General features: G+C 69.5%; 25 protein-coding genes, 1 tRNA gene and 1 other RNA gene. 11 read left to right on the top strand and 16 right to left on the bottom strand.

Annotation, left to right across the window (positions count from 1 at the left end; all coding sequences use genetic code 11):
- Positions 1-76 precede the first annotated feature (76 nt).
- Entirely contained in the window at positions 77-1,114 is a 1,038-nt protein-coding gene (locus RHCRD62_RS11285) for a CobW family GTP-binding protein (RefSeq protein WP_367379639.1), read from the bottom strand.
- A gap of 305 nt (positions 1,115-1,419) precedes the next feature.
- Between RHCRD62_RS11285 and RHCRD62_RS11280 the strand changes: the two genes are divergently transcribed.
- On the top strand, positions 1,420-2,115 hold the full coding sequence (locus RHCRD62_RS11280; RefSeq protein ID WP_050064796.1) for a hypothetical protein: 696 nt from the start codon (positions 1,420-1,422) through the stop codon (positions 2,113-2,115).
- Between the two features lie 69 nt (positions 2,116-2,184).
- Here RHCRD62_RS11280 and RHCRD62_RS11275 read toward each other — a convergent pair whose 3' ends face one another.
- Together RHCRD62_RS11275 and RHCRD62_RS11270 are read right to left on the bottom strand one after the other, a co-directional pair.
- The gene (locus RHCRD62_RS11275; RefSeq protein WP_050064795.1) at positions 2,185-3,327 is read right to left on the bottom strand and encodes an N-acetylmuramoyl-L-alanine amidase; all 1,143 of its coding nucleotides are present in this window, start codon (positions 3,325-3,327) and stop codon (positions 2,185-2,187) included.
- A 195-nt stretch (positions 3,328-3,522) separates the two neighbouring features.
- Positions 3,523-4,572, bottom strand: coding sequence for a type III polyketide synthase (locus RHCRD62_RS11270; RefSeq protein ID WP_050064794.1), 1,050 nt, complete (start codon positions 4,570-4,572; stop codon positions 3,523-3,525).
- Between the two features lie 177 nt (positions 4,573-4,749).
- Here RHCRD62_RS11270 and RHCRD62_RS11265 point away from each other — a divergent pair, with 177 nt between their 5' ends.
- The 5 genes from RHCRD62_RS11265 (at position 4,750) to RHCRD62_RS11245 (ending at position 9,387) form a co-directional block, all read left to right on the top strand.
- Positions 4,750-6,036 carry a glycosyltransferase gene (locus RHCRD62_RS11265; protein ID WP_084734207.1) on the top strand — a complete coding sequence of 429 codons (1,287 nt, stop codon included), beginning with the start codon at positions 4,750-4,752 and terminating at the stop codon, positions 6,034-6,036.
- Positions 6,037-6,075: 39 nt separating this feature from the next.
- Entirely contained in the window at positions 6,076-6,750 is a 675-nt protein-coding gene (locus RHCRD62_RS11260; RefSeq protein WP_172671050.1) for a YceI family protein, read from the top strand.
- A 17-nt stretch (positions 6,751-6,767) separates the two neighbouring features.
- Positions 6,768-8,225, top strand: a complete 1,458-nt coding sequence (locus RHCRD62_RS11255) for a bifunctional 3-(3-hydroxy-phenyl)propionate/3-hydroxycinnamic acid hydroxylase (RefSeq protein ID WP_050064792.1) — start codon at positions 6,768-6,770, stop codon at positions 8,223-8,225.
- 22 nt (positions 8,226-8,247) lie between these two features.
- Positions 8,248-8,856, top strand: coding sequence for a maleylpyruvate isomerase family mycothiol-dependent enzyme (locus RHCRD62_RS11250; RefSeq protein ID WP_050064791.1), 609 nt, complete (start codon positions 8,248-8,250; stop codon positions 8,854-8,856).
- 144 nt (positions 8,857-9,000) lie between these two features.
- Entirely contained in the window at positions 9,001-9,387 is a 387-nt protein-coding gene (locus RHCRD62_RS11245; protein ID WP_050064790.1) for an HsmA family protein, read from the top strand.
- Between the two features lie 76 nt (positions 9,388-9,463).
- Here the strand turns inward: RHCRD62_RS11245 and RHCRD62_RS11240 are convergent.
- From RHCRD62_RS11240 to RHCRD62_RS11230, 3 genes are all read right to left on the bottom strand, one after another.
- Positions 9,464-9,536, bottom strand: a tRNA-Ala gene (locus RHCRD62_RS11240).
- Between the two features lie 158 nt (positions 9,537-9,694).
- Positions 9,695-10,441: a DsbA family protein gene (locus RHCRD62_RS11235; protein ID WP_050064789.1), complete on the bottom strand. Its 747-nt coding sequence runs from the start codon at positions 10,439-10,441 to the stop codon at positions 9,695-9,697.
- A 57-nt stretch (positions 10,442-10,498) separates the two neighbouring features.
- Complete coding sequence (locus RHCRD62_RS11230) at positions 10,499-10,987, bottom strand: MauE/DoxX family redox-associated membrane protein (RefSeq protein WP_050064788.1); 489 nt, start codon at positions 10,985-10,987, stop codon at positions 10,499-10,501.
- Positions 10,988-11,026: 39 nt separating this feature from the next.
- Here RHCRD62_RS11230 and RHCRD62_RS11225 point away from each other — a divergent pair, with 39 nt between their 5' ends.
- Positions 11,027-11,830 (top strand): VIT1/CCC1 transporter family protein, encoded by an 804-nt coding sequence (locus RHCRD62_RS11225; protein ID WP_253277286.1) that lies wholly within the window; start codon positions 11,027-11,029, stop codon positions 11,828-11,830.
- Here the strand turns inward: RHCRD62_RS11225 and RHCRD62_RS11220 are convergent.
- The 7 genes from RHCRD62_RS11220 to RHCRD62_RS11190 form a co-directional block, all read right to left on the bottom strand.
- Positions 11,747-13,009, bottom strand: a complete 1,263-nt coding sequence (locus RHCRD62_RS11220) for an MFS transporter (protein ID WP_050064787.1) — start codon at positions 13,007-13,009, stop codon at positions 11,747-11,749. The genes RHCRD62_RS11225 and RHCRD62_RS11220 overlap by 84 nt on opposite strands.
- A gap of 82 nt (positions 13,010-13,091) precedes the next feature.
- A complete protein-coding gene (pgm, locus tag RHCRD62_RS11215) occupies positions 13,092-14,726 on the bottom strand; it encodes a phosphoglucomutase (alpha-D-glucose-1,6-bisphosphate-dependent) (protein ID WP_050064786.1) in 1,635 nt (544 codons plus the stop codon).
- A 45-nt stretch (positions 14,727-14,771) separates the two neighbouring features.
- Positions 14,772-15,230 carry a hypothetical protein gene (locus RHCRD62_RS11210; protein ID WP_050064785.1) on the bottom strand — a complete coding sequence of 153 codons (459 nt, stop codon included), beginning with the start codon at positions 15,228-15,230 and terminating at the stop codon, positions 14,772-14,774.
- A gap of 9 nt (positions 15,231-15,239) precedes the next feature.
- Positions 15,240-15,605, bottom strand: coding sequence for a fluoride efflux transporter CrcB (gene crcB, locus RHCRD62_RS11205; protein WP_050064784.1), 366 nt, complete (start codon positions 15,603-15,605; stop codon positions 15,240-15,242).
- Positions 15,602-15,952: a DUF190 domain-containing protein gene (locus RHCRD62_RS11200; RefSeq protein WP_050064783.1), complete on the bottom strand. Its 351-nt coding sequence runs from the start codon at positions 15,950-15,952 to the stop codon at positions 15,602-15,604. Before RHCRD62_RS11200 ends, crcB (RHCRD62_RS11205) begins: the two co-directional genes overlap by 4 nt.
- 1 nt (position 15,953) lies before the next feature.
- On the bottom strand, positions 15,954-16,376 hold the full coding sequence (gene crcB, locus RHCRD62_RS11195) for a fluoride efflux transporter CrcB (RefSeq protein WP_084734204.1): 423 nt from the start codon (positions 16,374-16,376) through the stop codon (positions 15,954-15,956).
- 16 nt (positions 16,377-16,392) lie between these two features.
- The gene (locus tag RHCRD62_RS11190; RefSeq protein WP_253277285.1) at positions 16,393-17,061 is read right to left on the bottom strand and encodes an LON peptidase substrate-binding domain-containing protein; all 669 of its coding nucleotides are present in this window, start codon (positions 17,059-17,061) and stop codon (positions 16,393-16,395) included.
- A 174-nt stretch (positions 17,062-17,235) separates the two neighbouring features.
- On the opposite strand from RHCRD62_RS11190, the gene RHCRD62_RS11185 reads away from it, so the two are divergent.
- Complete coding sequence (locus RHCRD62_RS11185; protein WP_084734253.1) at positions 17,236-20,376, top strand: arabinosyltransferase domain-containing protein; 3,141 nt, start codon at positions 17,236-17,238, stop codon at positions 20,374-20,376.
- A 41-nt stretch (positions 20,377-20,417) separates the two neighbouring features.
- Here RHCRD62_RS11185 and dapA read toward each other — a convergent pair whose 3' ends face one another.
- Complete coding sequence (gene dapA, locus RHCRD62_RS11180) at positions 20,418-21,266, bottom strand: 4-hydroxy-tetrahydrodipicolinate synthase (RefSeq protein ID WP_050064781.1); 849 nt, start codon at positions 21,264-21,266, stop codon at positions 20,418-20,420.
- A gap of 70 nt (positions 21,267-21,336) precedes the next feature.
- Between dapA and RHCRD62_RS11175 the strand changes: the two genes are divergently transcribed.
- On the top strand, positions 21,337-22,236 hold the full coding sequence (locus tag RHCRD62_RS11175) for a LysR family transcriptional regulator (RefSeq protein ID WP_050064780.1): 900 nt from the start codon (positions 21,337-21,339) through the stop codon (positions 22,234-22,236).
- A 63-nt stretch (positions 22,237-22,299) separates the two neighbouring features.
- The gene (locus RHCRD62_RS11170) at positions 22,300-23,487 is read left to right on the top strand and encodes a lipase family protein (RefSeq protein WP_050064779.1); all 1,188 of its coding nucleotides are present in this window, start codon (positions 22,300-22,302) and stop codon (positions 23,485-23,487) included.
- Positions 23,488-23,490: 3 nt separating this feature from the next.
- Here RHCRD62_RS11170 and RHCRD62_RS11165 read toward each other — a convergent pair whose 3' ends face one another.
- Together RHCRD62_RS11165 and ssrA are read right to left on the bottom strand one after the other, a co-directional pair.
- Positions 23,491-23,850, bottom strand: coding sequence for a hypothetical protein (locus RHCRD62_RS11165; protein ID WP_050064778.1), 360 nt, complete (start codon positions 23,848-23,850; stop codon positions 23,491-23,493).
- Positions 23,851-23,926: 76 nt separating this feature from the next.
- Positions 23,927-24,297, bottom strand: a transfer-messenger RNA (tmRNA) gene (ssrA, locus tag RHCRD62_RS25440).
- A gap of 187 nt (positions 24,298-24,484) precedes the next feature.
- Between ssrA and RHCRD62_RS11160 the strand changes: the two genes are divergently transcribed.
- On the top strand, positions 24,485-26,593 hold the full coding sequence (locus RHCRD62_RS11160; protein WP_050064777.1) for an amidohydrolase family protein: 2,109 nt from the start codon (positions 24,485-24,487) through the stop codon (positions 26,591-26,593).
- The last annotated feature ends 119 nt before the right edge of the window (positions 26,594-26,712 follow it).

Genomic DNA, 26,712 nt, shown 5'->3' with positions numbered 1-26,712 from the left:
CCGTACGTCGAACGAGCCCGCACGCGCACTGCGCTGCGGGCTCGTTCGTATTCTCGTGCGGTGGATGCCGGAGTCGTCAGGCCTCGACCACGTAGCGGTGGACGGCGGTCATCGACTCGGCTCCCCGATCAACTGCCGGGTCGGCGACGCAGCGCGCGAGGGAGTCCTCGATCTCATCAGTGTCGACGCCGGCCCCGATGAGTACGAGTTCGGTGTGCCTGCGCGCTCCCCTCCCCCAGGGCGCCAGGTCGAACCGAATGTGCCTGCCGACGGTCTGTACCAGGTATCGCTCGGTGTGGCCGTCGATGCCGAAGTACACGAATCCCTTCACCCGATACAGCCCCGCGGGCGGTTCCTCGAGGAATCGGACGAGTGCCCGCGGGTCCATCGGCGACACCGCGGTGAACGTGACACTGCGGTACCCGTCGTGCAGGTGCGAGTGCCCGTCACCGGCGTGATGCCGATGCTCCTGCTCTAGTAGGAGTTCGTCGAGTCGCAGCTGTCGCGGTGCGTCGTCGGCGCGGGCGACCTCGTCGAACAGCAGCCGCGGGTCGATCCTGCCGTGGGTGGTCGTGAGCACGGGCGCGCGCTCGGCCAATTCCTCCACCCGACCCCGGACGGTCTCGGCGTCCTCCGCGGACAGCAGGTCGGACTTGTTGAGTACCACCAGATCCGCCATGCGGACATGCAGGTCCAGTTCGGGGTGACGCACGCGGCTGTCCTCGAACTCGGCGCCGTCGACCAGGACCACCAATCCGCCGTAGCCGACGCGAGGGTTCTCGCTGCCGAGGATCATGCGCACCAGTGTGCGCGGCTCGGCGAGGCCACTCGCCTCGACGACGATGACGTCGATGTCCGTGCGCGTGAGACGGTCGAGCATCGCGTCCATCTCCCCGACGTCGACGGCGCAGCAGAGGCAGCCGTTGCTCAGCGACACGGTGGAGTCGACCTGTCCCGCGACGAGCATCGAATCGATGCCGACGGACCCGAAGTCGTTGACGATCACGCCTATCCGGACACCGTGGTCACCGCGAAGGAGATGGTTGAGCAAACTCGTCTTGCCGGATCCGAGAAACCCGGCGATCAACACCACCGGGGTCAAACGCCGCGCCACCCGCACCTCCATGCTCGATCTGATTCCATCGTAGTGTCGGCGTCGGAGCGGCCCTGTGTCTGCTTTCGATGCGGGTGCTCGGCGCCGGAATTGCGCCGAGAATTCATCTGCCCGACATGCCTGAGAAATGCCGACGAAATAGACCTCTTTTTGTGTCGCACATCACGTTTTGCCTGAGTTTGCGGACACGTCACACAGGCATACCTAAATGTTGCGTCCACCTGCATATCTCGATCTAATAACGGCGCGTTACCCGCCTTTCGCGGCCGGCGCACCCTGGCCCTCACCTCGTGAAAGAGAATCCCATGAAGCGAACTGCAGCCGTGGTCGGCGCACTCGGACTGACCCTCGGCCTCGGCGCCGGTGCCGCCACCGCGAACGCACAGGTCGTGCCCGCGCCTGCTGCCGCCGAGGCCACTCCCGAGGTTCTGCCAGGCCAGGTGGGCACCGGGTCCATGGTGATCGACACGATCGAGCGTGCCGCCAACGAGGAGGACGCCGCGGGCGCCATCATGACCGCCACGGGCGAAATGACGGCCGAGGGTCTGCGCGAGTGCGGTCTCGGCATGCTGATCGGTACCACCACCGAAGAGTTCACCCCTCGGAACGTCGGCACGTTCCTCACCGTCGCGGGCAAGCGCCTCGTCGCGATCGCGCAGGGCCCCGCCGCCGTCGTCTCCGTCGTCGCGGGCGGCTGCGTCGAGCGCGCGCTGCTCAACGCCTACGACGTGCCGGCGGGCTCGGCCAAGATCAGCGGCTCGGTCGCGTCGCTGGCGCTCGGCGGCCTGCTCGGCACGGGCCTGCTCGCCACCGCGTCCAGCGACACCGGCCTGCTCGACGCCGCGTCGTCCGGCACCGGTTCGGACACCGCCTCCGCCGACACCGCGTCCGCCGACACGGCCTCCTCCGACACCGGCTCGGCAGGACTGTTCGACAGCGGCTCGCTCGAGGCCAGCGCTCCGATCTCCGACTCGCTCCTCGCAGGATCCGCCGGAGCCTGATCGCTCCCACCCCGCCACACACGAGGGCCGGACACCGTCACGGTGTCCGGCCCTCGTTGCGTCGAGTGGTCAGCCGAGAAGTTCGAGCAGTGTGTCGAGGAGATCGGCGAACACTCCGAGGTTCTCGGCGTTCGCGAGTTCCTGCACACCGTCGAGATCGAATGCGGCCAGCAGGGTTTGGAGCGCGGCGAGCCCCTGACTCAGTGCCGTCGCGGGCGACGCGTCCTCGGTCGTCCCCGGCGACGCCTCCTTGGCCGTCCCCGGCGACGCCTCCTTGGCCGTCCCCGGCGACGCGTTCTGAGCGGTCGTGGGCGACGTGTCGTTGGTTGTGGTGGGGTCGTCGGACTCGGCGGGCGCCGGGGTGGCCGTCGGGGTCGTGGAGCTGGGCGTCGGCGCGGTGGCCGCGGGGACCCCGGCCCCCGTTGCGCCCATCAGGTAGTCGACGGCTCCGACGATGATCGCGACGGCATGCTTGAGCCTGCCGTCCTGGCTCTCGAGGAGCGCCGCGTCATCGGGATTGGATCCGTTACCCATTTCGACGAAGGCGAGCGGGACGGTGGTGAGTGCGGGACCGGCGATGTCGGATCGGGGCTGGATGCCGTCGACGACTCCGGCGTAGTTTGCGGGGGTGAATCCGCCGTCGCGGTACGCATCCCGAATCGCCTCGGTCGCGGCTTTGCCCTCACCGGACTGGACGGCGTCGACGGTGGCATCGGGGACGGGAAGGGTCGGGACGATCAGGTGGAATCCGTGCGCGGTCGATCCCTGAGCGGCTGCGGTGGAGTCGGCGTGGATGCTGACGGCGAGGTCGGCGCCGGACGCGTTGGCGGCGCGGGCCCGCTCGTCGACGCAGCCACCCCACCCGCTGTCGTCCTGACGGCTGAGTTCGACGCTCGCCCCGAGCTTCTCCAACCCGGCCTTCACCAGTTGGGCAACGTCCCAGGTAATGGTGTGCTCAGGGACGCCGCCGAGGGTGGTCATGCCGGTGGTCTGGCAGTCCTTGGTGCCGCCGCGACCGTCGTCGACCTGACGCGACAGGTCCTCGTTGTGGCCGGTGCCCTGGTGTCCCGGGTCGAGGAACACGGTCTTGCCCGCGAGGGGCGTGACGGGCTCCGTCTCGGGGTCGGCCGATGCGACGGCGGTGGGCACCAGGGCCAGTGCGGCTACAGCGACCGTGGTCAGGGTCCTGGTCAACGGCGTGCGTGTTCTCATCGGCGATGGGTGCTGCCGGTCGTTCCGGCGTTGCACCTCTCTCCTTTCCTGGCACGGGTGAGACGGACTGGCACACCAGCCCCTCTAGTCACATTCGATGGCCAGTGAAACACTCGCACCACCCGCACCGCGAGGTGTCGACCATCGATGACCCCGAACCGTTGGCGTTCCGTGACCTTCGGCTGCCGTCGCCCGTCAGATGTGGAAGAGCATCGTTTCCGCGGTCAGACCCGGACCGAATGCCATGGCGCAGCCGGACCCGGTGGGTCCGCCCTCCTCGGCCCGCTTCATGATCTCTGCCAGCACGAACAGGATCGTCGCCGACGACATGTTGCCGTAGTTGTCGAGGACGCGCCTCGACGCGGAGAGGTCGTCGGGCCCCAGACCGATGCCGTCCTCGACGGCATCGAGAATGGATCGCCCGCCCGGGTGGACCGCCCAGATGTCGATGTCGTCCTTGGACCCGCCCGCGAGGATCTCCTTGAGATTGCGTTCGTCGAGCGCACGACCGAGCGTGCCGGGGACCTTTCCGGACAGCACCATGTCGAATCCGATGTCGCCGATCCGCCAGGTGATCAACTCCGGGGTCTCGGGCACCATGACCGCCTTGAACGAGTCGATCGCGATTCCCTTCTCCTCACCGGACACGAGAACGGCGGCGCACCCGTCACCGAAGACGAGGAACGAGAGCATCGTCTCGAGCGACTCGGACCGCTGCAGATGCAGCGAGCACAGTTCGAGGCTCACGACGAGCACCTTCGCGTTCGGCTCGGACCGAACGATGTGGTGGGCCAGCTTGAGTCCGTTGATGCCCGCGAAGCAGCCCATGAACCCGATCTGGGTGCGTTCGACCGACGAACTGACACCGCACCGTTTGATGATCTCGAAATCGATTCCCGGAGAATAGAACCCGGTGCAGGTGATGACGATGAGGTGCGTGACCTCCGCCGCGGCGTCACCGAGTTCGAGCCCGTCGACGGCGCGCACCGCGAGATCCGGTGCGCTGCGCTCGAACTCGATCATCCGGGTCTCGGTGTCCACCGAGTTCGGATCGTCGCCGTAGAAGGCGGAGGGAGATGCGATCCCCGCGTATCGATGCGAAATCTGCGACCGGTCGGCCATCCGCCGGAACAGCAACTGCTTGCGTCGTTCCGTGAAGGATGCGTCCGCGAACGCGACGAACGCCTCGTGGACGTCATGCTCGGGAACGACGGTATTGATGCGATTGATATACGCGGTGGTCACAGACAACGCTCCGAAAGGTGTTGGAAGGGAGAAGAATTGCGGGCACGACAGGAACGAAGGCTGCGTCATTGAACCCTTGAGTACTGAAAGTTAGCCGACCCTAAACGTCAGCGCAAGCGGTACGTTGAGCGACGGTCGCCCCACCTCGTACGGCGATCAGCACGCGAAAGGATCTCCGTGGCCCGAATTCTCCTGTGCAGTGCGCCTCTCACCGGGCACGTCGCTCCGATGCTCGCCATCGGCTCTCGCCTCGTCGAGGACGGCGCCGATGTCGCGATCCTCACCGGAACGCGGTTCGAGGACCGCGCTCGACGGGCCGGGCTCCGCTTCCACGCACTACCTCCCACCTGCGACTATGACGACACCATGCTGGGTGAGCGATTCCCCGGGCGCGAGCGCAGGCCCGCGTTCCTGCGGTCACTGTTCGACGCCGAGCAGATGTTCGCGAACCTGCTCGCGGACCAGTACCGCGCCGTCGCCGCGGCCGTCGAGGCCGAGGGCGCCGACACGGTGATAGCGGAGAATCTGTTCATGGGTGTTCTACCCATGATCGGAAGCGAACCGGACGTTCGCCCAAAGCTGTTCGCCGTCTGCGTTTCTCCGCTGATGTCGACGAGTGTGGACACCGCACCCTTCGGCCCCGGACTTCCGCCGTCGATCGGACCACTCGGTCGGGTCCGGAATCGCGCGCTCAACGCGGGGGCACGTTCGATCGTCATGCGGCGGGCACAGGCGATCGCCACTCGCCGGACGCGCGAGGCGACCGGCGCGGACCCCGCGTGCTTCCTCCTGGACTGGCCACTGCACGCGGACGACGTGTTCGTGCTGACCACACCGGGTTTCGAGTATCCGCGCACGGACGTGGGCGACCGGCTCAGTTTCGTCGGGCCGATCCTCCCGCCGGCACCGCGAGACTGGCCCACCCCGCCGTGGTGGGATCGACTCCGAACCGACCGTCCGGTCGTGTTGGTCACCCAGGGCACCCTCGACAACCACGACCTCGGCACCCTCATCGAACCAACCGTCGATGCATTGGCAGGCACGGACGCACTCGTCGTCGTGGCGACCGGCGGACGGCCTTCCGACGCGGTCCGACGAACCGCCCCGAATGTCGTGGTGACCGAGTTCGTTCCCTTCTCGCTGCTGCTCCCGCACGTGGACGTCCTGGTCACGAACGGCGGCTGGGGTGGAGTGCATTTCGCTCTGTCCCACGGGGTTCCACTGGTCGTCGCCGGTAGCACCGAGGACAAGGCCGAGATCGGCGCACGGGTCGCACGGTCCGGCGCCGGCATCCGGATCCGAAGCGGATCACCCTCCCCCACCGCGATCCGCCGGGCCGTCACCAAGGCCCTCGCGGACGACCGATACCGGAGGCGCGCCCGCGCGCTCGCCGACGATCTCGCAGGACACGACGCCACAGCATCGATCTCTCGGCGGGTACGCGAGGTTGCCGCGTCAACGTAGCACCCCACCGCGGTCGTGTTCTGGGTTATGTTGCCGCCCATGCGTAAACGTGTGTTGTGGATCATCGGGGCGGTACTCGCGGTTGCAGTAATCGCCATCGGCGTCGGGCCGTGGGCGTACGCCAAGTTCTTCCACGGCGACCAGCCGGACGCGCTGGGACTGAGCGGCGAGTCCACCGGCGCGTCCGGTTCCCTCGACGGAAACTGGACGGTCGCCCCGGAGTCCGCCGCCGGATACGAGGTCTGGGAGACACTCAACGGGCAGCGCGTGTTCGTTCGAGGTCAGACACACGACGCGACCGGTGCTGCGACCGTGGAGGATTCGACGCTCACGACGGGAACGGTCGAGGTCGACGTCGCGAGCATCGCCACCGACAGCGAGCGCCGCGACGCGATGTTCGACATGATGATCATGAACACCGGATCCTTCCCGACCGCGACCTTCGAGGTGACCGAACCGGTCGACCTGTCGGCCGTACCGGAGGACGGTTCGACGGTATCCATCCCGGTCAGCGGAAAGCTCACCCTTCGCGGTCAGACCCGAGATGTCACAACGAATTTCGACGTACGCCGATCGGGCGAGAACATCGAGACGGCGGGAGCCGTCGACGTCGCGTGGACGGACTACCAGGTGTCCAAACCGACGACGTTCCCGAACATCGTCGTCGAGGACGCGGGCCAGATCCAGTTCTCGATCGTGCTGAGCAAGTCCTGACACCCGATGCCGTACCGGTGGTCGTCGTCGGCGCAGGCCCGACGGGACTGACCGCCGCGACGCTGCTGGCCCGCCGCGGCGTCTCGTGTCTCGTCGTCGAGCGGCACCGCGCGCTGTACCCCCTGCCGCGCGCGGTGCACCTCGACGACGAGGTCCTTCGGATCGCTCAGGCCGCCGGTGCCGCCGAGCAGGTCGAGGCGGTGTGCCGGCCGGCGCGCGGCATGCGCCTCGTCGACGGCCGACTTCGCCCCCTCCTCGAGATCCGGCGCGACCGGCCCGTCGGCGTCCACGGGTGGCCCGAGACCAACATGTTCGACCAACCCGACCTTGAACGGGCACTGCGCGGCAACCTCGCCCGTCATCCCGGCGCGACACTGCTCACCGGCCACGAGGTCGTGGCGGTTCGAGTCGACCCCTCGGGCGGCGCGACCGTCACGGTCCGCGACCTGGCCGACGGTGCGGTGTGCACGGTTGCGACCCGGCACGTGCTGGCCTGCGACGGCACGAACAGTGCCCTGCGTGATCAGATCGGATCGCGCATGCGTCATCTCGGATTCGACCAGCACTGGCTGGTCGTCGACGTCCGATCAAACGCGCCCCTCGACCTGTGGCCCGGAGTTCACCAGATCTGTGCGGGCGCCGACTCGGGAACGTACATGCAGATCGCGGACGACCGCTACCGCTGGGAGTTCCGACTGCCCGGGCCCGGCCCCGTCACCGACGACCGCGTCCGCGAACTGCTGGCTACGTGGTTTCCCGACGGTGACGCCGAGGTCGTGCGGCGGACGTCGTACTCGCTCCGGGCAGCGGTCGCCGACGTCTGGCGGCGTGGACCGGTGTTCCTCCTCGGCGACGCCGCCCACGTGACTCCCCCGTTCATCGGCCAGGGGCTCGGCGCGGGACAGCGGGACGCGATGAACCTCGCTTGGAAGGTGGCGGCAGTTCACGCAGGCACCGCGGACGACGCACTGCTCGACACGTATGAGCCAGAACGCCGAGCGCACGTCAACCGCGCGATCCGGGGGGCGGTCCTGGTCGGCCGGGTGATGTCGATGCCGCCACATCCCGCCGTGCACGGTGTGTTGCGGTGCGCCGCACTGCTGCCCGACCCCGACCCGATCGTCCGACGCATCCTCGCGCCTCCGCTGCGCGGCCTGGCTCCGTCCACGATCCCAACGTCCCGCAGTCCGATCGGGTCACCCTTTCCGCAGTGGCCGCTGTCGGACGGTCGGCGGTCGGACGACCTGCTCGGCGACGGGTTCGCGCTCGTCGGGACGGCAGGAGTCGGTCCGCTCTCCGCCCTCGCGCACGACGTCGCGGCCGCAACGGTCGCGACGGCTGATCTTCCCGCCGCCGCGGCCTGGTTGAGCCGACACCGGCTCCGGGCAGTGCTGGTCCGCCCCGACCGTATCGTCGTTGCGACCCTCGACCGGCGCGACCGGTTCCGGGGACCGAGTTCCCGGCCGATGCGCTGACGCGTGCCTATCATCGGGCGGCATGGGGGTTAGAACGCACGTCGTCGCGGAGCGGCGCGAATTGGTCGAACTGCTCGGGGGGCTCACGGACGAGCAGTGGCAGACACCGTCACTGTGCGGCGGGTGGACGGTGCGCGACGTCGCGGTGCACCTGTCGCTCGACGCCGTTCCCTTGCCCCGCTACACACTGGGACTCCTGCGGCGGCCCAATCCGATCGCCTACAACGACCACTACGTCGCCTCCCACCGGGACGTCACCACCGACGAACTGGTCGCCGTCCTGGCCGGCTCGGCCGAGACCAGTTGGATCACCCGCTACTGGCCACGGCTCGGCCTCGCCGACCATCTCGTGCACCAGCAGGACATCCGCCGGCCGCTGGGTCTGCCGCGCACCATCGACCCGGAACGCCTGCGTCTCGTCCTCGAGCGTCCGGACCCGTTCGCGCTGCCGTGGCGGTACACGAGAGGCCTGCGACTCGTCGCGACGGACATGGACTGGCGCCGCGGCTCCGGACCCGAGGTGCGCGGTCCCGGCGAGGCGCTGGCGCTGGCGTCGGTCGGGCGCGTCGCCGCCCTCGACGATCTGGACGGCGAGGGAGTCGAGACCCTGCGCAGACGCGTCGCGGGCTGACCGCCACCGGGCGCAAGTAGAAAGTAAGGTCGCGGTCGTCGCGGGCGTCGCGGTCGTCGCGGTCGACCGGCGCCCGGAACCGACACGCGTCGTCGGCTCCGCGACCACCACGGGATCCGCGAACGTCAGGGCTAGGGTCGGGACATGCTGGCCGCTGCAATCATCGTCATCACGTTCGCGCTGATCTTCTACTCCATCGGCGTGTGGTCGGAGCGCATCCAGAAGACCCTCAAGTGGTGGCACGCGGGAGCGTTCGCGCTGGGCCTGATCTGCGACGCAACCGGCACCTTCCTGATGAGCCGGATCTCCGACGAGTCACCCGATACCGGGACGTCGGGTTTCGACAAGATCATGATCGCCACCGGCGCCCTCGCGATCGTCCTCATGGCGATCCATCTCGTGTGGGCGATCATCGTCCTGATCCGTGATCGCCCCTCCGAGAAGGCGAAGTTCCACAAGTTCAGTCTGGTCGTGTGGTCGATCTGGCTGGTGCCCTACTTCACCGGCGCCATCGGCGCGATGGCGGGATAGGTCCCGCTGACTGCCACGCCGGCCCCGAGCGCACAGAAAACCCCAGGTCAGAAAATCTGACCTGGGGTTTCTTCTGTGGAGCTAAGGGGACTCGAACCCCTGACCCCCACACTGCCAGTGTGGTGCGCTACCAGCTGCGCCATAGCCCCGTGTTCATTTGTTCGAGTGCATCTCGGCCTCGCGGCCGTTCCGCTCTCGCCTGGAAAAAGTTACACCACCATCTGTTGCGGCAACAAATCGGCTGGTCACAGGTGATTGTCGCCGGTGATCGGTGGTCGGCGCGGTGACGCCGACCACCGATCCCGCATCAGTTCAGGTCCGCCACCCAGTTCGGGTTGCCGAGCGCGTCGACGACGGTGCCGTCCACGATCACCGCGGGGGTTCCTGCGGCGCCGGTGGCGGCGAGGGCCGCGCGCCCCGTCTGCGCGGCAGCGGTGGCCGCCTCGACCTTGGCCCCGTCGGTGACACACGCGACGGCGTCGTCGTTCGCACCCGCGTCACGCGCGATGTCCGCGAGCTCGGCGTTGCTGTGATCCGAGCTGCCGTTCTCGGCGGGCTGGTTGTCCGGCGTGAACAGTGCGCCGTGGAACGCGGAGAACGCGATCGCATCGCCGCTGTCCGCGACGCACATCAGCGCACCGGCCGCACGCGACGAGTAGTCACCGCTCGCCGAAAGCCGGTTGAGGAAGTCCAGGGTGTGGTACCGAACCGCGAGGGCACCCTCGTCGATCTTCTGGGCAATCTCCTGGCCGTTGGTGTGCTCGAGTTCCGCGCAGTACGGGCACATCGGATCCTCGTAGAGATCGATCGTGGTGGTCGCGTCGGGCAGACCGAGCAGGATCGCGCCGTCCGCCTCGGTCGTCACCTGCACGGCCGAGTTCGACACACCTCCGTAGCCTTCGTTGCGGGGCTTGCTGCGGTTGCTGCTCCACAGCACGCCTGCGATCACGACGACGGCGATCACCACCACCGCGAGGCCACCGAGGATGTACGTCGATCGGCTCGACGTGGCCTGCGGCACCGCCTTGACGGGTTTGACCTTCTTGCTGCTCACGGTGCGGTCCTCCGGTCCGATATGTCCGTGGATGGAACTAGCTGGGTAAATGCGGCTTTACTCTGTCACCTCTTGCTGAGCGCGCACTGAGAGCGGTGCCCGTGACCGCGGCCCCAGCGCGAACGGGCTGCGCGGGAAGACGATCAGCCAGACGGCCAGCGCGAGGAATCCGACGTCGCGGGCGATCTCCCGCGCATAGTCCCAGCCGTCGACGTCGGCCACTCCGCCGCCGCCGAAGCAGCCGCAGTCGATGGACAGGCCGCGCGCCCACACGGAGATGATCACGCCGATCAGGACCAGCAGCATGCCGGCCGACGCGACCGCGGTCGCCCGCACCGCGAGACCGATCAGAAGCAGCAGACCGACGGCGATCTCGAACATCGGCATGATCGCGGCGACCGGACGGACGAGGCCCTCCGGGAGCAGTTGGTATGCCCTGACCGCGACGACCGTCTGGGTCGGGTCGGCGACCTTCACTCCACCGGATATCAGCCACACGGCCGCCAGACCGAGTCGGGCGAGCAGACTGACGACGGATTTCCACACGGCTCTCACCGTACCGACGTGCCGCGTACATTCCATTCCATGGACGACGACGCGGCACCTCGTCCGGACGAGCCGGAGTCACCTCGCCCGGGCGAACCGGATCGGCCGGGCACCCCATCGGCTGCGCTTCCGCACGGTGCACTACCGCACGAGTTCGACCACCGGCACGCCGACGTCTCCGGCGGGTGGCTGCGCGCAGCCGCGTTCGGGGCGATGGACGGACTGGTGACGAACACCTCACTGCTCGCCGGTGTCGGCGGCGCAGGCCTGGCCGCGAACGAGATCGTCCTCAGCGGCATTGCCGGCCTCGCGGCGGGCGCCTTCTCCATGGCCCTCGGCGAGTACGCATCGGTGTCGACGGCGAATCAGCAGATCGACGCCGAGGTGCGCGTCGAACGCCGCGCGCAGGCCCGTCACCCGATCTCCGAACAGACCGAACTGGTGGGCACGTTCGTCGACATGGGGATGACCGAGGCCACGGCGCGGACCGCGGCGCAGGAAGTCCACCGCGACGCCGAGCAGGCCGTGACGATCCACCTGACGCACGAACTGGGTGTCGACCCGACCGAGAAGCCGTCCCCGCTGGTCGCGGGCGCGTCGTCGTTCCTGATGTTCGCGATCGGCGCGATCATTCCGCTGATCCCGTACCTGCTCGGATTCGAATCGCTCGTCGCGGGCCTCGCGGTCGGCTGCGTCGGCCTGCTCCTGGTCGGTGCGACCACCTCGCACCTGACGTCGCAGCCGCGTGTGCGCGGCGCGCTACGGCAACTTCTGTTCGGCCTCGTCGCCGTCGGCGCCACCTACCTGGTCGGCCTCCTCGTGGGCGTCGGCGTCCCGGCCTGAGCGGGGCACCATCGCCCACGCGACGATCGCGGGCACCGTCAACGCCCCGGTGATCGCGAACGCGACGGAGTACGACACCTGCTCGGCGAGCAGACCCGCGACCAACGGCCCGAGAACGGACCCGACGTCGGACGCCATCTGGAACGCCGCCAGCACCGGACCACCGCGAGCCTTGGACCCGACGACGTCGGCGACCGCGGCCTGCTGGGCCGGGTTCATCAGTCCCGACCCGACACCGGCGACCGCCGACAGTGCGAACAGCACCCACAGGTTCGGACTGAATCCGAGCGCGGCGGTGGCGGCCCCCGCGATGACGAGACCGGCGAGCACGAACGGCCGCCTGCCGTGGGCGTCGGAGAGCCGGCCCGCCTGGATCTGGACGAGGGCGTTGCCGATGGCGAACACGGTGAGCGCGATGCCCGCGTAGCCCTCGCCGGCGTGCAGCGCCTGCACGACGAGCAGCGGCACCAGCGCCACGCGCACCCCGAACACAGCCCAGCCGTTGACGAAGTTCGACAGCAGTGCCGCCCGGTACATCGGGGCCAGCAGCGCCTCCCGGAAGCTCATCGTCACGGTCGGTCCGGCCGTCTCCGGCGCCGCGAGCGCCGACCCCTTGAGCCGGAAGTACACGACCGCGGCGGCGATCAGCAGGGTGACGGCGTAGATGAGGAACGGCACCCGCAGTCCGAACCCGACGAGCGCCGCGCCGACGAGCGGCCCGCCGATGCTGCCGAACAGGAACGACGTCGCGTACAGGCCCGACACCCGCCCGCGGATGTGCGGCGGCGTGATCCGGATGAGCAGGCCGAGCGCGGACACCGTGAACATCGTCGATCCGATGCCACCGAGTCCGCGGAACACCAGCAGCTGCCAGTAGCTCGACGCGAACGCGACCGCGCCGGTGGAGACCGCGACGATGACCAGACCGGTCAGATACGTCGGCCGCTCGCCGATCCGCTGCACGAGCGACCCGCTGACGGGCGCGAACACCAGGCGCATGAACGCGAACGACGAGATCACGACTGTCGCGGCGAATGCCCCGACCCCGAAACTCACCGCGAACTGCGGCAAGGCGGGCGCCACGATGCCGTAGCCGAGGGCGATGACGAATGCGGCGCTCACGAGAACCCAGATCTCGCTGGGCAAACGCGTCTTCGCCACCGGGAGGGGATCTGACACTGCTCAGATCGTAGGCGCTTCGCGCTCGTACGCGCGTCGGGGGTCGCCGGACCGTGACAGCGCGCACGAGCGTCGCGGGCGCCTACCCGAGTGCGCGGCTCACGAGGTCACGGGCGGCGTCCTGCACCTGTGTGAGGTGGCCGGGTCCAAGGAACGACTCGGCGTAGATCTTGTACTTGTCCTCGGTCCCGGAGGGGCGTGCCGCGAACCAGGCGTTCTCCGTGCACACCTTGAGGCCGCCGAGCGGTGCACCGTTGCCGGGCGCCGCCGTCAGGGTTGCGGTGATCGCCTCGCCGGCCAGTTCGGTCGCCGTGACCGCGTCCGGGGACAGCGCGGCGAGGGTCGCCTTCTGCGCGCGGTTCGCGGGCGCGTCCACCCGCGCGTACACCGGGTCGCCGTAGCGCTCGGTGAGCCCGCGGTACCGCTGCGACGGGGACGATCCGGTGACCGCGAGGATCTCCGACGCCAGCAGCGCCAGCACGATGCCGTCCTTGTCTGTGGTCCACACGCGGCCGTCGCGCCGCAGGAAGGAAGCGCCCGCGCTCTCCTCGCCACCGAAGCCGAGATCCCCGGACAGCAGACCGGGCACGAACCACTTGAACCCGACCGGCACCTCGACGAGTTCGCGGCCCAGTCCCTCGACGACGCGGTCGATCATCGACGAGCTGACGAGGGTCTTGCCGACCTTCGTGCCCCCGCCCCACTCCGGACGGTGGGTGTACAGGTGCTCGATCGCGACGGCGAGGTAGTGGTTCGGGTTCATCAGCCCGCCGTCCGGGGTGACGATGCCGTGCCGGTCCGAGTCGGCGTCGTTGCCGGTCGCGATGTCGTACCGGTCGCGGGCACCGATCAGCGACGCCATCGCATTCGGCGACGAGCAGTCCATGCGGATCTTGCCGTCCGTGTCGAGGGTCATGAACCGCCAGGTCGCGTCGACCAGCGGATTGACGACCGTCAGGTCGAGGCGGTGACGTTCGCCGATCGCACCCCAGTAGTCGACGGCCGCCCCGCCCATCGGGTCGGCGCCGATGCGGACACCCGCGGCGCGGATCGCGTCGAGATCGACCATGTTCGGCAGGTCGTCGACGTACCGGCCGAGGTAGTCGAACGGCCGCGCGGCCGTGGCCAGTGCCGTCGCCAGCGACACCCGCTTCACGCCGGTCAGACCGGCGGCGAGCAACGCGTTCGCGCGGTCCTCGATGACCGAGGTCGCGTCGGAGCCTGCCGGTCCACCCGACGGCGGGTTGTACTTGAAGCCACCGTCACGCGGCGGATTGTGAGACGGGGTGACGACGATGCCGTCCGCGAATCCGGACGACAGGCCCTCGTTGTGCCGCAGGATGGCGTGGCTGACGCCTGGCGTCGGGGTGTAGCGCCCGGCCGCATCGATCAGGACGTCGACGCCGTTGCCCGCGAGCACCTCGAGCGCGCTCGTCCACGCCGGTTCCGACAGGGCGTGCGTGTCACGGCCCAGGTACAGCGGTCCCGTGTACCCCTGTGCCGCGCGGTACTCGACGATCGCCTGCGTCGTGGCGAGGATGTGCGCCTCGTTGAACGCGCCGTCGAGAGACGAGCCACGATGTCCCGACGTCCCGAACGCCACCCGCTCGTCCGGGTTCTCGGGGTCGGGCGTGCGACTGTAGTAGGCCGTCACCAGCTGCGCGAGATCCTCGAGATCCGCTGCCTGTGCCGGTTGCCCGGCCCTCTCGTGTGCCACGATGCCCCTCCTCCTGACCGTGCACGTCTGTGCACGGTCATTCGATCACGGTGCCCCGACCCGTGCGACGGGAGTTGCACCCGGCCTGGGAACCGCCCCGAACCGTCGCGCGAACCGGAAGGTGACCACCGGCAGGACGACCAGCGTCGCGAACACCGCGCCGCCGAGTACCGCGACCGCGACCGTTCCGACCGTTCCGAGATCGCCGAGGTCACCGATCTCCTCGGACGCCACACCGACGGCGGGGACGCACAGGAAGATCGAGCCCGCCGTCAGGAGCGCAACGGCGACGCCGCGACGGGCGACGGCTACGGCGACCGCGCCGGGGATCATCGCGACGACGTAGAGCGTCACGATTCCCGCCGACCCCGACCACGAGAACCCGGCGTCGCCCGCGGCCGCAACGGTGGTCAGCCGCATCAGGATTCGCGCGAGGACGCCGACCGCGACGCCCGCGACGATCGCCGCCGCCGCTGCGGCGGCCGACCTGGTGAGAGTGGACACAACACCTCCTCAGGCGATCGCCGCGCCCGCGGCGAATCCCGCGACCGCCGCACCGATCCCGGCGACGAGGGTCACCGCGACGTTCCCGAATGCGAACAGCCTCGCCCGATCCTCGAGCAGCCGGACCGTCTCGTACCCGAACGTGCTGAAGGTGGTGAGCGCGCCGCAGAAGCCGGTCCCGAGGACCGTCCAGAGCGCACTGTCGTGTGCGGTGCCGACGCCGGCGAGGACCCCGAGGACGAACGAGCCGATCACGTTGACGCACAGCGTCCCCCACGGGAGCACGCTGTCGTGACGGGACTGCACCGCCCGGTCGAGGAGGTACCGCGCCGGGGCGCCGATCGCCCCGCCGACGACGACGAGCAGGACCGTCACGCGTCGCTCACGTGGATGCGTTCGACGTGGTCGAGGGTGACCGTCGCCTGACCGAGCAGGTCCGCGATCGTCTCGAGGAACGCCCGGATCCGCGGCTCCTCGTCGACGACCACCACGAGAACGGGCAGCCCGTCGGCGAGGTCGAGAAGTCGCGCCGTGTGGATGTGCGAGGACGCGCCGTACCCTTCCGTTCCTCGCCAGACGCTGGCACCGGCCAGTCCGGCGTCGCGGGCGCGGCGCACGATCTCCTGGTACTTGGGCTTGTGGTGCCACAGGTCGTCGAGCCCGAGGATGACCGTCAGCCGCAGCTCCGGCCGAGAGTGGATCGTGTGCGTGACGTCGCTCATGTCAGGTTCCTCTCCCGTTGCGGCCTCCGACGGCCAGTCTCGTGACCCACAGTCCCGCCAGCACCGCGGCGAGCGCGGCGAGCACCGTTCCCGCCAGATAGCCGAACGCGAGGGCGAGGTCGCCGTCGGCGACGAGTTGGCGTGTCTCGACCGCGTACGTCGAGAAGGTGGTGTAGCCACCGAGAATCCCCACCCCGAGGAAAGGCCGGACCACCGGATGCGCCGTCCACACCTCGGTGACCAGCACCATCAGGATTCCGATGAGGAAGCAGCCGCTGACGTTCGCGATCAGCGTCGCCCAGGGGATCTGCCCCGGCGCCGCCGGGAACAGCACCGTCAGCGTGTAACGAGCGACCGCGCCGATCGCGCCGCCGACCGCGACAGCGGAGACGATCGCGACGTCGCCGCCTGCTCGCACACCCACCCCAGCCCGCACCGGTTCAGTCCGGTCGGCCGAGACGGAACCGGAGGCCGGCCACTGCGTCGGCGAGTCCCTCGGTGAGCGCCCGCACCCGGTGCGCGGCGTCCGGCGCGGACAGCACGCGAAGTCGGTCCAGCGGGCCGAGCGGTAACTCCCGTGCCAGCGCGAACGCCCGGTCCCCTGGTTCCCCTGCCACGTCGTCCCAATCGGGGATGTGCAGCTTGGCCACGCCCCGGTCGCGGGTGAGGCCCTCCGCCAGGTCGGTGAGTGCGGTGATCTGGTCCGTCAACGCGTCGAGGTCGGCGGGCTCGACCTCGGCAGGCTCGTCGGGCCAGACCCGGACGCGAGCACGGGGATACGGGTCGTCGGGCAGCCACTCGTCGACCGCGATCCGATGTTCTCCGACGCAGCCGACGTGCAGGCGCCCACCCGACACCGGGCGGCAGGAGGTGATCCGGGCAACCGTGCCGACACCGGTGCGCTCGTCCCCGCCACCGACCTCGTGACCGCGCGCGATCAGCACCACACCGAACCGCAGGCGGTCCGGCGACCCGACGCAGTGCTCGATCATGTCGAGGTAGCGCGGCTCGAACACCTGTAGCGGGATCTCCTCGCCGGGGAGCAGCACGGCACCCAGCGGGAACATGGGCAGTACGCCGTCACCACCGGCCACGCTCTCGTCCGACACCGGACCAGGCTAGCAACGCCCCGACCTGCGGGTCTGCAAGACGCAGCGCGCGGGTCGTTAGCATTCCGAGACGTGACCGCCACCAGAACGCTCGCCGACCCGCCGCTCCCACCCTCGGACGGCGACCGATCGGCGGCATTGCGCACCGCGTTGCGGGGCCCGCGCCTGGTGGCGATGATCAGCGCGCTGGTGAGCATCGTGCTCGCCGTGTCGATCCCGTTCCTCCCGGTCCGGCAGACGACCGCGAGCGTGTCCTGGCCGCAGGACGGCACGACGACCGGCATCACGGCACCGCTGGTGTCGTACGCGCCGACGGACCTGGACATCGCCATTCCCTGTACGGCGGTCCGGCAGCTGTCGGGCGGCGGGGTCGTCACGTCGACGTCCCCGGTCGGCGCACCGGATGCCGAACGGTACGGGCTCGTCGCGAAGGTCGTCGGCGGGGACTCCCCCCGACTGGACGTGATCGCCCGCGACCGGGTGCTGCTGTCCGAACCGCTCGACGGGCTCGGCGCCGACTGCACGGTCACCGTCCACTCCGAGTCCTCCGGGACGACGGTCGGACTGAACGGCTCGACGGCCACGTTCGACGAGGACCTCCGCCCGCAGGTGGTCGGGGTGTTCTCGGACCTGACCGGTGACGCGCCCGACGGCCTGTCGGTGACCGCCCAGCTCGACACCCGGTTCACGAGCTCCCCGACGCCGCTCAAGCTCGCCGCGATGGTGTTGGCGCTGCTCGCGGCGGCACTGTCGCTGGTCGCGCTGCACCGGATCGATGCCGCCGACGGACGCCGCTCCCGGCGGTTCCTTCCGACGCGCTGGTGGAGTTTCACCCGGATCGACGCGCTGGTCGTCGGCACGCTTCTCGTGTGGCACGTGATCGGCGCCAACACCGCCGACGACGGCTACCAGCTCGGCATGGCCCGCGCAGCGGGCGAGGCCGGGTACATGGCCAACTACTTCCGCTGGTTCGGTGTGCCCGAGGCGCCGTTCGGCACCCCGTTCTACGACGTTCTCGCGTGGATGACGCACGTGTCGACGGCGAGCATCTGGATGCGGCTGCCCGCCCTGTGTGCCGGTCTGCTCGGCTGGTGGCTGATCAGCCGCGAGATCGCCCCCCGGCTCGGTGCCGCGGCGCGGGCGTCCCGCGGTCCCCTGTGGGCGGGCGCGCTCGTGTTCCTCGCGTTCTGGCTGCCGTTCAACAACGGGCTTCGCCCGGAGCCGATCGTCGCGGTCGGCGTCCTCGCCACCTGGTGCTCCGTCGAACGCGCCGTCGCCACCCGGCGGCTGCTCCCCGCCGCCATGGCCGTCGTGGTCGGCGCGATCACCGTGACGGCCGGACCGTCCGGCATCATCTGCTTCGCCGCTCTGATCGCGGGTGCGCGGCCCGTCGCGCGCATCATCGCGGACCGCGCGCGGACCGCCGGCTACCTCGCCGTGCTGCTTCCGATCGTCGCGTCCGGGCTCGCGGTGATGGCGTTCGTGTTCGCCGACCAGACCCTGGCAGGCGTGCTGGAGATGCAGCACGTCCACGCCATCGGGCCGAACGAGAAGTGGTTCACGGAGTACCTGCGGTACCAGTACCTGCTGCAGATCACCGTCGACGGATCGCTCTCACGCCGCTTCGCCGTGTTCACGATGGTGCTGTGCCTGGCGACCGTGATCATCGCGATCCTGCGTCGCGGCGGCCAGATCCCCGGCACCGCACAGGGACCGAGCCGCCGGATCGTCGGCATCACCCTCGGCGCCATCGTGCTGATGATGTTCGCGCCCACCAAGTGGACCCACCACTTCGGCATCTACGCGGGCCTCGCCGCATCCGTCGCCGTGGTCGCCGCGATCGCGGTGTCGCCAGCCGTGTTGCGGTCCCGGCGCAACCGGGCCTTGTTCGCCGCCGCCGTCTCCTTCGTCGTGACGATGTCGTTCGCGAGCCAGAACGGCTGGTGGTACGTCTCCAGCTACGGCGTTCCGTGGTGGGACAAGCCCCCGTCCGTCGCCGGGTTCGGTTTCGCGACGGTGTTTCTCGCGCTCACGCTCGGCCTGCTCGCCGTCGCCGCGTGGTACCACGTACACCCGACGGCCGATCGCAGTCGCGACCCCGGCAAGCTGTGGTCCATTCCGCCGCTGACCGTTGCCGCGGCCGCGCTCGTCCTGTTCGAGGTCCTCTCCCTCGCAAAGGGCGCCGTCTCCCAGTACCCCGCCTACTCGGTGGCCCGGTCCAACATCGACGCCCTCGCAGGAAACAGCTGCGGACTCGCGAACGACGTCCTGCTGGAGACGGACCCGAATACCGGTGTGCTGCAACCGCTCTCCGGTGACATCGGCGGCGCCCTCTCCGCGGGCGGCGGCGACGGCTTCGCCCCGAACGGCGTCGCGGCCGACCTGACGCCCGACGACGAGGGCAAGGACGCGGGCACCGCGAACACCGTCGACAACGACGGTTCCCCCGCCCCCACCGCGGGTGCGGGCACGGGCGGCGGCTTCGGCGGCGAGGGCGTCAACGGGTCGACCGTTGCGTTGCCGTTCGGACTCACACCTGCCACGACACCGGTGCTCGGCAGCTTCGGCGCCACCGGAACCGCCCAGGTCACCACCGACTGGTACCGCCTCCCCGACGCCGACGCGGACGGGTCGCGCGGTGACCTGATCTCCATCGCCGCCGCGGGCCGCGTGTACTCCGTCGACGCGGACGGCGTCGCCACCTACGGGCAGCGTCTCGACGTCGAGTACGGCGTCACCGACGGCGCGGGAGTCCGCCCACTCGGCTCGACGGGTCCGCTCGACCTCGGTCCGACCCCGTCGTGGCGAAACCTGCGGGTGCCGCTCGACCAGCTCCCCGCCGAAGCCGACGTCGTGCGCATCGTCGCCGTCGACAACGACATCGCCGGAGACCAGTGGCTCGCCTTCACCCCGCCGCGCGTCCCGCAGACCAGCACACTGCAGGAGGTCGTCGGCTCCGACACGCCGGTCCTGCTGGACTGGGCGGTCGGCCTGAACTTCCCGTGCCAGGCGCAGATGCTGCACCGGGACGGGGTCGCTCAGGTACCCGGGTACCGGATCCTCCCGGACCGGCACGGGGCGATCTCGACGAACCTGTGGCAGGACCACAACGGTGGCGGCCCGCTCGGCTGGACCGGAATACTGTTGGGGGCCCGCACGATTCCGTCGTACCTCGCGGACGACTGGGATCGTGACTGGGGTTCGATCGAGCAGTTCGTTCCGCTCGACCGCGACGCCGTTCCGGCCGGCGTCGACACCGGAACGGCGACGCGCTCCGGACTGTGGACGCCGGGCCCGATCATCACCGCGTACTGACGGCGACCGGTTCGGGCCTCTCGGGCGGAGCCTCGGCATTGTCACCTCCCGGCGGTCAGCAGAGGCAGCCGGACGTTCGCCGTCCCGATGCGACCCTTCGCGGCGAGTGCCGCCTTGATCCGCGTCGGGTTCGGTTCCGACATCAGGTCGGAGGCGAGGTCGACGAGCCGGTTGCCGAGGCCGCGGGCCTCGGCGATCCGGCCGCGGCGCCACAGGTCGAACAGTTCGGCGAACTCGCGGGTGCAGACGTTCGCCGTCGCCAGGATGGCGCCGCGGGCACCCATCGCGAGCAGCGGTGAGACGAGCGTGTCCTCCCCTGCGAGGACGGCGAAGTCGTCGGGGGCGTGTGCGAGCAGCCGCGCGGTGTCGGTGTCGACGGCGCCGACAGCCTGCTTGACGCCGACGATCCGCGGGTGTTCCGCCAGCCGCAGCAACGATTCACAGCCGATGCCCTGACCCGTGCGATACGGCACGTTGTAGAGGATCAGCGGGAGCGGACTGCGATCGGCGACGTGCTCGAAGTGCGCCACCACCCCGGCCTCCGACGGGCGGCTGTAGTAGGGAACCACGACGAGGGCGGCGTCGACATCGGCGTCCGCGTGCAGGTTCGCGACATCGCGGACCGTGCCCGCGGTGTCGTTGGATCCGACCCCGACCACGATCGGGACTCCCCGCTCGCGGCACACCGCGGCGCAGATCCTGACGACGTCGCGGCGTTCCTGCGGAACGAGCGTCGCGGACTCGCCGGTCGTGCCGAGCGCCACGATGCCCGCCGCCCCCTGGTCGATGACGGTGTGGGCGAGTCGCTCGAGGTCCGCGGTCGCGACGTCGCCGCGGTCGGTGAAGGGGGTCACGAGGGCAACGAAGATGCCGGTTGGGCGGAAGGTCATGGATCCAGTCTCATGCCGCCCGCAACAAAGTTCCAGTTATCTTTTCCGGCCCTATGCGTAAGCTGAACTGATGCTGGATGTCCGCAAACTCAGGCTGCTACGTGATCTCGACCGACTGGGCACCATCGCGGCGGTCGCGGAGGCACTGTCCTACACACCGTCCGCGGTCTCGCAGCAGCTCGCCGCCCTCGAACGCGAGACAGGGAGAAAACTCTTGAACCGCACCGGACGTCGGGTCAGCCTCACCCCCACCGCATCGGCTCTCGTCGACCACACCGAACGCGTCCTGGCCGAACTCGAACGCGCCGAGGCCGCACTCGCGGCCGACACTGCGGGCACCGCCTCGGCCGTGCGGCTCGGCGCCTTCCCCACCGCACTGCGCACCGTCGTGCTGCCCGCGATGGCGGACCTCGGCCGCACCCACCCCGACCTCGCGATGTCGGTGGTCGAGGTGGACCCCGCCCACGTGCCGGACCTGCTGCGCGGCGGCGACCTCGACGTCGCGCTGGTCCACGAATACGACAATGTCCCGTCCATTGCTGGACCGGGCGTCGAACTCGAACCGCTGCTGGACGAGGTCGTGTACCTGGCCACCACCGCGCGGCCGCGCGACTCCGCGGACCTGACGGCGGTCCGCGCACACGCGGACAGTCGCTGGATCGCGGGAAATCCGGGCACCCTCTGTCACACCATGACTGTGCGCACCTGCCAGTCCCAGGGATTCGAGCCGCGCGTGGCGCATCGCGTCGACGATTTCGGCGCGGTCCTCGACCTCGTCGCCGCAGGCGGCGGCGTCGCGTTGGTGCCCCAACTCGGGGCGGTCGACGTCCCGGCCGCGGTGACCCTCACCGCACTTCCGCTCCACCGCCGCACCCGGATCGCGTGCAGGCAGGGCAGCCGGTCGCGACCGGCATTCGCGGCCGTGAGCGCGGCGCTGCACCACGCGGTCCGCGACTTCGCGCGGGGATGATTCCGCGCGAACCGGGTGGCGGCGCGTCGAAGCGTTTACCCTGAAACCCGGAAAGGGACTTCCATGCGCACTCTGCTCGGGCGGTCCACGGCCGCCGCACTCGCACTGCTCGCCTGTCTCCTCTTCTCGACTCCACCCACGCAAGCCCTGCCGATCTACCCCGCTGCCGACCCAGATCCGTTCTATTCGGCGCCGCCGGATCTCGCGGGCCGTGGCAATGGGGACGTGCTTCGCGTGCGCCCCGTCGACGTCTCCCGCTACGGAAACGCCGACGGCTGGCAGGTTCTCTTCCGGTCCACGAACTCGTCGGGCACCCCGATCGCCGCGACGACAACGGTGATGGTGCCGCGCGGCGGCGTCGACCGCCCGCTGGTCTCGTACCAGGCGATCATCAACTCGCTCGGCACACAGTGCGGACCGTCGCACACCCTGTTCACGGGCGAACTCCAGGAGGCGCCCGCCCTGGCACCGCTGCTGCTGCGCGGGTGGTCGGTCGCACTCCCCGATCACCTCGGTCCCACCAGCGCGTACGGCGCGGCCAAGCTGGGCGGGCAAATCGTGCTCGACGGAATCCGCGCGGTCAAGCGGCTCCCCGAGATGCGATTGGTGCGCAGCCCGGTCGGCCTCGTCGGTTACTCGGGCGGCGGAATGGCGACCGGATGGGCCGCCGCCCTCGCCCCCTCCTATGCACCGGAACTGCCGATCGTCGGCTCCGCGCAGGGTGGGGTGCCCGCCGACCTGAGTCAGATGGCGGCCGGACTCGGAGGCGGTCCGCACCCCCTGTTCGGGCTCGCGTTCGCCGCGACGCTCGGACTCGAACGCGAGTACGCGGGACGGATGGAGGTCTCACCGTTCCTGACGCCGGCCGGGACGGCGCTGCGCGACCGGATCGCCAACGCCTGCTCAGAGCAGATCATCGCCGACGGGGCCGGGCACAGCACGAACGAGGTGGCCCAGTATCCGGACCGGGTCCTGGCGCCGCCGATGCGGGCCGTCTTCGACGAGAACAGCCTGCTGAACTACCCCGGAGCACCCAGTGTGCCGGTATTCGCGTGGCACGGCGCGGACGACGTCCTCGCGCCGGTGGGCGCGACCGCGGCGACCATGCGGAACTGGTGCGCGCGGGGCACCCCGGTGCAACTCGACGTCCTGCCCGGCGACCACGGTCCGGCCGCGATCGAGGGGATCCCCGGGGCGTTCGGATTCCTCAATGCACGGTTTGCCGGCGCAGCGACTCCCAGTAACTGCTGATCTTCATCGTCCCGGCCACGGCGGCAGCGGCGGCTTGACCCAGGTGATCTTCTCGTCGGCGTGCGCGGGGACAGATCGCGGATCGTCGGGATGCGCCTGCGCCCATCGAGTCTTCTCGTCGAGCAACCCCGCGACGACGGTCCAGGTCTCCTTCGTGCTCGGCGGATTCGCACCGGCCTCGCGGGCGAGTTTGCGGAGACGCTCGTCGGACAGCGCGAGCAGTTCGGTGCCGGTGATCGCGCGGTCCCACACGAACCGCGCCAGGCCGAGCGCCTTCTCGTGGCGTCGCCGCGCCGCCTGGTCGGTGTGCGCGAAATCGACGTTCGGGTCGGGTTCGTTCGGGTCGGGTACGACGGGTTCCACGCGGGCAAGCGTAGTCGCGGGCGCCGCCGACCTTCGGACACATGCGAAAGGCCCCCACCTTGCGGTGGGGGCCTTCTCGTGGAGCTGCCGGGAATTGAACCCGGGTCCTACGCAGCTTCGCCTGGGCTTCTCCGTGTGCAGTTCGCTATGCCTCTACTTGGATCTCCCGGTCTCGCGAACAAGCCGTGATGACGATCCCAGTCACTGTTTGATGTCCCGTCCGACTCCGTGACCGAGCCGTGCGGTGAAGCCCTCTAGCTGATGCCAGTACCCGACCCGAGGGCGAGATCGGACTGACAGACACGCTTCGCTACTTAGGCAGCGAGAGCGTAGTCGCGCTGATTGGAATCGGCGCTTAATTGGTTGCATCGACGCTTACGGTGGTCTCTTGCCTGCACCGACACGCTTCCCCTGACTCAACGTACGCAGTCGAAACCGTTCAGCCCCGTACGCCCCCAGCAACTTGCTGGGACCACACACTGTAACGCCTCGGAGCGGAAATTTCATCCCTGTATTTCCTGCGCCCGTGTCCCGAACGTAGACCTGGACATTTGTCCAGATGATCTCTACGCTGCGGAACAAAATCGGCAGATGATCAACCACACATTCACCCAAACGGGAGACGTCGGACACAGTGAGACTCGCAGCCCGCCTTCGCCGCGTCATCCCCACCCTCGGGATCGCCGTTGCCCTCGTCGCCGCGACCGCGACCGCCGCCGCCGCACCCGGGCCGTCGCCCGTCGTCCCGGGTGAAGATCCGGTGTACGGCCTCGCGAACGGGTGCTACGCACTGCAGTCCGAGCCCACCGGGAAGTTCACCCGACTCACGCCCGACGGCTACCGCGTCGATGCCGCGACCACGGGCGACGCCGAACCGTTCCGCCTGCACGCCGCCCAGCTCGGCCGCTTCATGCTCTACGGCCGCGGCGGCGACCTCCTCGCCCACGACGGCGGCAACGCCATCGTGCCCACGCGGGACGCGACGCCTGCCACCGACTGGACCCTCACCCACACCGACGGGGTCTACAGCCTCACCGCGACCGACACCGGCGACCAGCTCACCGCACACGACGGCCGGCTGTTCTCGAGCGACCCCGGCCTCGACCCGACGGGTGGGCGCTTCGCACTGGCTCCTGCCACCGGCTGCGCCGACTTCCCCGACTCCGAGGTGAACGCGACGGGGACGCCGCTGTCCGGGTCCGGACCGAACGGCGAGGTGCGCGGGTTCATCGACACCCACGTGCACATGAACGCGAACCTGTTCATCGGCGGGGACGTGCACTGCGGGGCTCCCTACGATCCGCAGGGCATCACGAAGGCCCTGCAGGACTGCGCAGACCACGGCAATGACGGCCTGCCCGCGCTGCTGGAGAACGTGATCTCCCAGGGCAGCCCGTTCGAGACCCACGACACCACCGGGTGGCCCACGTTCGCCGACTTCCCGTCGCACGACTCGCTCACCCACGAGCAGACGTACTACAAGTGGGTCGAACGGGCGTGGCGCGGCGGACTGCGGATCTTCACGAACCTGCTGGTGAACAACCATGTCCTGTGCGAGGTGTACCCACTCAAGAGCAGGTCCTGCAACGACATGGACACCGTCCGCGCCCAGGCCGCGCAGGCACACGAGATCCAGGACTACGTCGACGCGCAGTACGGCGGCCCGGGCCGCGGCTGGTTCCGGATCGTCCGCTCCCCTGAGGAGGTCCGCCGAGTCGCCGCGGAGGGCAAGCTCGCCGTGACCCTCGGCATCGAGGTGTCGGAACCCTTCGGATGCGGCATCCAGGACGGTGTCCCGCAATGCACCGAGGCAGACATCGACCGCGGCCTCGACGAGGTGTACGCGCTCGGTGTGCGGCAGATGATCGTCACGCACAAGTTCGACAACGCGTTCGGTGGCGTCCGCTTCGACCCCGGGGTGCAGGGCGTCGCGGTCAACGCCGGCAACTTCCTCGGCACCGGCAAGTTCTGGGAGGCCGAGCCCTGCACGGGACCCGAGAAGGACAACAAGCTGCTGTCCGCGGGAGACGGTCCCGCCGAAGCACTCGCCGCGCTGCCGCCCGGTGTCACGACACCGGTCTACCCCGACGGCCCCCTGTGCAACGTCCGCGGCCTGACTCCGCTGGGCGAGCACATGATTCGCGGAATGATGGACCGCGGCATGATCGTCGACATCGACCACATGGGCGTCAAGACGGCCGACGCGACGCTGGACATCCTCGAAGAAGCCGGGTACTCCGGCGTCGTGTCCAGCCACAGCTGGTCGGATCCTCTCCTCTACAAGCGCATCTATGCGCTCGGCGGTTTCGTGGCGCTCTACGCCGGACAGCTCGACCCCCAGGAACGGGAGCCCGGCCAGGATCCGAAGGAGGAGCGCAACGAGGGCTTCATCTCCTCCTGGCGTGAGGCCCGCGAACAGCGCAGCGACGACTACTACTTCGGCTTCGGCTACGGCGCGGACACCAACGGCTTCGGCCCGCAGGCCGCACCCCGGAAGGACGCGGCCGAGAATCCGCTGGTGTACCCGTACACGACGTTCGACGGCGGCACCGTCATGGACCGCCAGCGCACCGGCGAGCGCGTCTTCGACGTGAACATCGACGGAGTCGCGCAGTACGGCCTGATCCCCGACTGGATCGCCGACATGCGGAACGCGGCCGGCGCGGACGGGGACCAGATCATCGACGACATGAGCCGGGGCGCCGAGGCGTATCTGCAGATGTGGGAGCGGGTCGCGCGCTGAGGTCACGGCTGGGGCACACGCGGTCGAATCGTCCGGATCCCGGCGCCGACCGCGCCTAGACTCGACGAGACGAGCCGGCACCGCCGACGCGACGGGCCGGGGCACCGACACAGGTGGCA

The organism is Rhodococcus sp. RD6.2, from assembly GCF_001040705.1.
Lineage (GTDB): Bacteria > Actinomycetota > Actinomycetes > Mycobacteriales > Mycobacteriaceae > Rhodococcus_G.
This window is presented reverse-complemented; position numbering and strand designations above follow the sequence as displayed.

Bases quoted from the DNA above. Each gene is read 5' to 3' on its own strand.
- RHCRD62_RS11225 (WP_253277286.1), top strand. From the start codon at position 11,027: ATGGACGACGACGCGGCACCTCGTCCGGACGAGCCGGAGTCACCTCGC.
- RHCRD62_RS11185 (WP_084734253.1), top strand. From the start codon at position 17,236: ATGATCAGCGCGCTGGTGAGCATCGTGCTCGCCGTGTCGATCCCGTTC.
- RHCRD62_RS11245 (WP_050064790.1), top strand. From the start codon at position 9,001: ATGCTGGCCGCTGCAATCATCGTCATCACGTTCGCGCTGATCTTCTAC.
- RHCRD62_RS11250 (WP_050064791.1), top strand. From the start codon at position 8,248: ATGGGGGTTAGAACGCACGTCGTCGCGGAGCGGCGCGAATTGGTCGAA.
- RHCRD62_RS11275 (WP_050064795.1), bottom strand. From the start codon at position 3,327: ATGAGAACACGCACGCCGTTGACCAGGACCCTGACCACGGTCGCTGTA.
- RHCRD62_RS11175 (WP_050064780.1), top strand. From the start codon at position 21,337: ATGCTGGATGTCCGCAAACTCAGGCTGCTACGTGATCTCGACCGACTG.
- dapA (WP_050064781.1), bottom strand. From the start codon at position 21,266: ATGACCTTCCGCCCAACCGGCATCTTCGTTGCCCTCGTGACCCCCTTC.
- RHCRD62_RS11170 (WP_050064779.1), top strand. From the start codon at position 22,300: ATGCGCACTCTGCTCGGGCGGTCCACGGCCGCCGCACTCGCACTGCTC.
- RHCRD62_RS11200 (WP_050064783.1), bottom strand. From the start codon at position 15,952: ATGAGCGACGTCACGCACACGATCCACTCTCGGCCGGAGCTGCGGCTG.
- RHCRD62_RS11280 (WP_050064796.1), top strand. From the start codon at position 1,420: ATGAAGCGAACTGCAGCCGTGGTCGGCGCACTCGGACTGACCCTCGGC.
- RHCRD62_RS11260 (WP_172671050.1), top strand. From the start codon at position 6,076: ATGCGTAAACGTGTGTTGTGGATCATCGGGGCGGTACTCGCGGTTGCA.